This window comes from Microbacterium azadirachtae (assembly GCF_000956545.1).
In the GTDB taxonomy this organism is placed as follows: domain Bacteria; phylum Actinomycetota; class Actinomycetes; order Actinomycetales; family Microbacteriaceae; genus Microbacterium; species Microbacterium azadirachtae.
This window is the reverse complement of sequence record NZ_JYIT01000025.1, coordinates 1-5,980: the sequence shown is the minus strand read 5'-3', so window position 1 is coordinate 5,980 and position 5,980 is coordinate 1. Positions and strand designations below refer to the sequence as shown.

Genomic DNA, 5,980 nt, shown 5'->3' with positions numbered 1-5,980 from the left:
GAGAGCCTCGCGCTGGACCTCGGCGATCTCGACGCCCTGGCGGCGCAGCGCTTCGATGCCGACATCCTCGTCAACAACGCGGGGATCCAGACGGTCGCACCCATCGTCGAGTTCGACCCGGCGACGTTCCGGCGCATGCTCGACATCATGGTCACGGCGCCGTTCCTGCTGACCCGGGCCGTGCTTCCCGGCATGTACGCCCGCGGCTGGGGGAGGATCGTCAACATCAGCTCCGTGCACGGGCTGCGCGCGAGCGAGTTCAAGTCGGCGTACGTCACCGCCAAGCACGCGCTCGAGGGCCTGTCCAAGGTCACCGCGCTCGAGGGCGGTCCGTACGGCGTGACCAGCAACTGCCTCAACCCGGGGTACGTGAACACGCCCCTGGTGCAGAAGCAGATCGCGGATCAGGCGCGCACGCACGGGATTCCGGAGTCGGACGTCATCGAGAAGGTCATGCTCGCCGAGGCGGCGATCAAGCGCCTGCTCGAGCCCGAGGAGGTGGCCGACCTGGCGCTGTGGCTGTGCGGTCCGATGGCCGGATCCGTCACGGGGTCGTCGTACACGATGGACGGCGGCTGGAGCGCGCGATGAGCGAGGATGTCGCGCCCGTGCCCGTTGCGGCGCTCGCCGAATCCGCGTCGGATCCGCTGCCCGCGACGGATCCTGCGCTCGCCGCGTCCGTCCCGGATCCGGCGCTCGCGGTGACGACCTACGGGCCCGGCTCCGATGCGGCGGCGCTGCTGGCGATCCACGGCATCACCGCCAACGGCCGCTGCTGGGACACGGTCGCCGCGCTGCTGCCCGCACGGCGCATCCTCGCGCCGGATCTGCGCGGGCGGGCGCGCAGCAGTGCGCTGCCCGGGCCGTACGGCCTGCGCCGGCACGCGTCGGATCTCGCGGCTCTGCTGGATGCGGACGGCGGCGGGCCGCGCACCGTCCTCGGCCATTCGATGGGGGCGTTCGTCGCCGTCGCGCTCGCCGCGGCGAGGCCCGACCTGGTCGCGGAGCTCGTGCTCGTGGACGGCGGGTTCCCGCTGCCGCTGCCGTCGGGCGTCCGCAGTGCCGAGGACCTGGACATCGCCGCGCTGCTGGGCCCGGCCGCGCAGCGCCTCGCGCGGGAGTTCGCCGACGAGGACGCGTACCTCGATTTCTGGCGGGCGCACCCGGCGTTCGCCCGCGACTGGAGCCCGGCGGTCGAGGCGTACGCACGGCACGACCTCGACGGCGCCGCGCCGCACCTGCGCTCCTCGACCGTGGCCGCGGCCATGGTGCAGGACGGCGGCGAGCTCTACGGCCCGGACTGGTACGTCGCCGCGCTGCGCGGGCTGCGGATGCCGGTGGCCGTGCTGCGCGCGCCGCGGGGCCTCCTCGACGCGGAGCCGCTCTACGCGCCGGGCGCCCTCGAAGGGTTCCTCGACCTCGTGCCGCAGCTGCAGATCGTCGAGGTCGACGACGTGAACCACTACACGATCCTGTTCGCCGATCGCGGGGCGCGCCGCGTCGCCGCTGCGGTCGACGACCGCCGCTGACCGCCGCGCCTCCCCGCCCCGTTCCCGAAGGAACCCGCTATGACCGACACCCTGTTCGACGGCATCACGTCATTCCGCGTCGAGACGCCGCGCTACACCGCGAACGTGCGGGAGCGCCCGGCCGCGGATCCGGAGAGCCCGGACGCCACCATCGTGTTCGTGCACGGCAACGTGTCGTCGTCGCTGTACTTCGCGCCCACGATGCAGGCCCTGCCGGCGGGCGTGCGCGCCCTGGCGATCGACCTGCGCGGCTTCGGCGACAGCGAGACGAAGCCCGTCGACGCGACCCGCGGGCTGCGCGACTTCGCCGACGACGTGCGCGCCGTGCTCGACGCGCTGGGGCTCGACGCGGTGCACCTGGTGGGGTGGAGCATGGGCGGCGGCGTCGTGCTGCAGGTCGCGCTCGACGCACCGGAGCGCGTGCTCTCACTGACCCTCGAGGCGCCGGTGTCGCCCTACGGCTTCGGCGGCACACACGGTGCCGACGGCATCCGCAACGACGCCGACGGCGCCGGCACGGGCGGCGGTGGGGCGAACCCCGACTTCGTGGCGAGGCTCGAGGCGGGCGACACCACGGAGGAGGCGCAGACCTCGCCGCGCACCGTCTATCGTACGGCGTACGTGGCGAAGCCCGAGGCGCAGGCCGCGCACGAGGATGTCTGGGTCGCCTCGATGCTCACCACGAAGACCGGTCCGGACAACTATCCCGGCGACGCCGTCGCCTCGGAGAACTGGCCGGGCTTCGCGGCCGGCACGCGTGGCGTGCTCAACACCATGGCGCCGCAGCACCTTGACCTGTCCGGCATCGTCGACCTCGCCGTGAAGCCCCCGATCCTGTGGATCCACGGCGACAGGGACGCGATCGTCTCGGACGCCTCGTTCTTCGATCTGAACCACCTCGGCGCGCTCGGCGTGATCCCCGGGTGGCCGGGCGACGACGTCGCCCCTGCACAGCCGATGGTCACCCAGACCCGTGCCGTGCTCGAGCGGTACGCCGCGAACGGCGGAAGCTACCGTGAGGTCGCGCTGCCCGAGGCTGGACATGCGCCGCACCTCGACGAGGCGGAGACGTTCGATCGCGAGCTCGCCGCCCACCTCGGGGTGTGAGCCCGCCGCGCTCCGGGCGCACGTCGGGTGTGGCGCGCCCCTTCTCCGCGTTTCCCTCCTCTGGTCGTCTTTCCCTCCCCTCATCGGTGCGATTGCGGGGAGGGAAAGGCGCTGCGGGGAGGGAAACGCGAAGGGAGGTGTCCGGCCGCGCGGAGGCGCGCGACGCGGCCGCGCATAGGCTGCGCCTCGGATCCGCTGGGCCGCTGTCCAGGGTTCGTCCATCGGTTCCCCAGGGGGGTTTTCGTACATTTGAGGGATGTCCTATTCCGCTCATCGCCCCGGCCGCATGGATTCCCAGGGTCGGATCGCCTTCGACGTCGACGGACAGAACGACCCCGCGAACCCCGCCGACCCGACGGCGGAGGACCCGTTCATCTTCGTGCGCGACTACACCCCGGCCGGATCCGACCCTGGGAATCCATGCGGCCGGGGCGATGAGCGGAATAGGACATCCCTCAAATGTACGAAAACCCCCCTGGGGAACCGATGGACGAACCCTGGACAGCGGCCCAGCGGATCCGAGGCGCAGCCTATGCGCGGCCGCGTCGCGCGCCTCCGCGCGGCCGGACACCTCCCTTCGCGTTTCCCTCCCCGCAGCGCCTTTCCCTCCCCGCAATCGCACCGATGAGGGGAGGGAAAGACGACCAGAGGAGGGAAACGCGGAGAAGGGGCGCGCCACACCCGACGTGCGCCCGGAGCGCGGCGGGCTCACACCCCGAGGTGGGCGGCGAGCTCGCGATCGAACGTCTCCGCCTCGTCGAGGTGCGGCGCATGTCCAGCCTCGGGCAGCGCGACCTCACGGTAGCTTCCGCCGTTCGCGGCGTACCGCTCGAGCACGGCACGGGTCTGGGTGACCATCGGCTGTGCAGGGGCGACGTCGTCGCCCGGCCACCCGGGGATCACGCCGAGCGCGCCGAGGTGGTTCAGATCGAAGAACGAGGCGTCCGAGACGATCGCGTCCCTGTCGCCGTGGATCCACAGGATCGGGGGCTTCACGGCGAGGTCGACGATGCCGGACAGGTCAAGGTGCTGCGGCGCCATGGTGTTGAGCACGCCACGCGTGCCGGCCGCGAAGCCCGGCCAGTTCTCCGAGGCGACGGCGTCGCCGGGATAGTTGTCCGGACCGGTCTTCGTGGTGAGCATCGAGGCGACCCAGACATCCTCGTGCGCGGCCTGCGCCTCGGGCTTCGCCACGTACGCCGTACGATAGACGGTGCGCGGCGAGGTCTGCGCCTCCTCCGTGGTGTCGCCCGCCTCGAGCCTCGCCACGAAGTCGGGGTTCGCCCCACCGCCGCCCGTGCCGGCGCCGTCGGCGTCGTTGCGGATGCCGTCGGCACCGTGTGTGCCGCCGAAGCCGTAGGGCGACACCGGCGCCTCGAGGGTCAGTGAGAGCACGCGCTCCGGTGCGTCGAGCGCGACCTGCAGCACGACGCCGCCGCCCATGCTCCACCCCACCAGGTGCACCGCGTCGAGCCCCAGCGCGTCGAGCACGGCGCGCACGTCGTCGGCGAAGTCGCGCAGCCCGCGGGTCGCGTCGACGGGCTTCGTCTCGCTGTCGCCGAAGCCGCGCAGGTCGATCGCCAGGGCGCGCACGCCCGCCGGCAGGGCCTGCATCGTGGGCGCGAAGTACAGCGACGACGACACGTTGCCGTGCACGAACACGATGGTGGCGTCCGGGCTCTCCGGATCCGCGGCCGGGCGCTCCCGCACGTTCGCGGTGTAGCGCGGCGTCTCGACGCGGAATGACGTGATGCCGTCGAACAGGGTGTCGGTCATAGCGGGTTCCTTCGGGAACGGGGCGGGGAGGCGCGGCGGTCAGCGGCGGTCGTCGACCGCAGCGGCGACGCGGCGCGCCCCGCGATCGGCGAACAGGATCGTGTAGTGGTTCACGTCGTCGACCTCGACGATCTGCAGCTGCGGCACGAGGTCGAGGAACCCTTCGAGGGCGCCCGGCGCGTAGAGCGGCTCCGCGTCGAGGAGGCCCCGCGGCGCGCGCAGCACGGCCACCGGCATCCGCAGCCCGCGCAGCGCGGCGACGTACCAGTCCGGGCCGTAGAGCTCGCCGCCGTCCTGCACCATGGCCGCGGCCACGGTCGAGGAGCGCAGGTGCGGCGCGGCGCCGTCGAGGTCGTGCCGTGCGTACGCCTCGACCGCCGGGCTCCAGTCGCGGGCGAACGCCGGGTGCGCCCGCCAGAAATCGAGGTACGCGTCCTCGTCGGCGAACTCCCGCGCGAGGCGCTGCGCGGCCGGGCCCAGCAGCGCGGCGATGTCCAGGTCCTCGGCACTGCGGACGCCCGACGGCAGCGGCAGCGGGAACCCGCCGTCCACGAGCACGAGCTCCGCGACCAGGTCGGGCCTCGCCGCGGCGAGCGCGACGGCGACGAACGCCCCCATCGAATGGCCGAGGACGGTGCGCGGCCCGCCGCCGTCCGCATCCAGCAGAGCCGCGAGATCCGACGCGTGCCGGCGCAGGCCGTACGGCCCGGGCAGCGCACTGCTGCGCGCCCGCCCGCGCAGATCCGGCGCGAGGATGCGCCGTGCGGGCAGCAGCGCGGCGACCGTGTCCCAGCAGCGGCCGTTGGCGGTGATGCCGTGGATCGCCAGCAGCGCCGCCGCATCGGAGCCGGGCCCGTAGGTCGTCACCGCGAGCGCCGGATCCGGGACGGACGCGGCGAGCGCAGGATCCGTCGCGGGCAGCGGATCCGACGCGGATTCGGCGAGCGCCGCAACGGGCACGGGCGCGACATCCTCGCTCATCGCGCGCTCCAGCCGCCGTCCATCGTGTACGACGACCCCGTGACGGATCCGGCCATCGGACCGCACAGCCACAGCGCCAGGTCGGCCACCTCCTCGGGCTCGAGCAGGCGCTTGATCGCCGCCTCGGCGAGCATGACCTTCTCGATGACGTCCGACTCCGGAATCCCGTGCGTGCGCGCCTGATCCGCGATCTGCTTCTGCACCAGGGGCGTGTTCACGTACCCCGGGTTGAGGCAGTTGCTGGTCACGCCGTACGGACCGCCCTCGAGCGCGGTGACCTTGGACAGGCCCTCGAGCGCGTGCTTGGCGGTGACGTACGCCGACTTGAACTCGCTCGCGCGCAGCCCGTGCACGGAGCTGATGTTGACGATCCTCCCCCAGCCGCGGGCGTACATGCCGGGAAGCACGGCCCGGGTCAGCAGGAACGGCGCCGTGACCATGATGTCGAGCATGCGCCGGAACGTCGCCGGGTCGAACTCGACGATGGGTGCGACCGTCTGGATCCCCGCGTTGTTGACGAGGATGTCGGCATCGAAGCGCTGCGCCGCCAGGGCGTCGAGATCGCCGAGGTCCAGCGCGAGGCTCTC

Annotated in this window: 6 protein-coding genes; 3 read left to right on the top strand and 3 right to left on the bottom strand. The window is 72.7% G+C overall.

Annotated features, from left to right (window positions below; translation table 11 throughout):
• The 3 genes from RL72_RS00305 to RL72_RS00295 form a co-directional block, all read left to right on the top strand.
• The coding region (locus RL72_RS00305; protein ID WP_045248799.1) for an SDR family oxidoreductase at nt 1-591 on the top strand (591 nt) is incomplete at its 5' end.
• Nucleotides 588-1,529, top strand: coding sequence for an alpha/beta hydrolase (locus RL72_RS00300; protein WP_052674086.1), 942 nt, complete (start codon nt 588-590; stop codon nt 1,527-1,529). The genes RL72_RS00305 and RL72_RS00300, both read left to right, overlap by 4 nt.
• A gap of 39 nt (nt 1,530-1,568) precedes the next feature.
• The gene (locus RL72_RS00295) at nt 1,569-2,636 is read left to right on the top strand and encodes an alpha/beta fold hydrolase (protein WP_045248800.1); all 1,068 of its coding nucleotides are present in this window, start codon (nt 1,569-1,571) and stop codon (nt 2,634-2,636) included.
• Nucleotides 2,637-3,344: 708 nt separating this feature from the next.
• Here the strand turns inward: RL72_RS00295 and RL72_RS00290 are convergent.
• The 3 genes from RL72_RS00290 to RL72_RS00280 form a co-directional block, all read right to left on the bottom strand.
• The gene (locus RL72_RS00290) at nt 3,345-4,412 is read right to left on the bottom strand and encodes an alpha/beta fold hydrolase (protein ID WP_045248800.1); all 1,068 of its coding nucleotides are present in this window, start codon (nt 4,410-4,412) and stop codon (nt 3,345-3,347) included.
• Between the two features lie 39 nt (nt 4,413-4,451).
• Complete coding sequence (locus tag RL72_RS00285; protein ID WP_052674086.1) at nt 4,452-5,393, bottom strand: alpha/beta hydrolase; 942 nt, start codon at nt 5,391-5,393, stop codon at nt 4,452-4,454.
• A partial coding sequence (locus tag RL72_RS00280) for an SDR family oxidoreductase (RefSeq protein WP_045248799.1) occupies nt 5,390-5,980 on the bottom strand: 591 nt, incomplete at its 5' end. The genes RL72_RS00285 and RL72_RS00280, both read right to left, overlap by 4 nt.

What these genes read in the sequence shown, in the direction of transcription:
- RL72_RS00300 (WP_052674086.1), top strand. Translation starts at nt 588, where the DNA reads ATGAGCGAGGATGTCGCGCCCGTGCCCGTTGCGGCGCTCGCCGAATCC.
- RL72_RS00295 (WP_045248800.1), top strand. Translation starts at nt 1,569, where the DNA reads ATGACCGACACCCTGTTCGACGGCATCACGTCATTCCGCGTCGAGACG.
- RL72_RS00290 (WP_045248800.1), bottom strand. Translation starts at nt 4,412, where the DNA reads ATGACCGACACCCTGTTCGACGGCATCACGTCATTCCGCGTCGAGACG.
- RL72_RS00285 (WP_052674086.1), bottom strand. Translation starts at nt 5,393, where the DNA reads ATGAGCGAGGATGTCGCGCCCGTGCCCGTTGCGGCGCTCGCCGAATCC.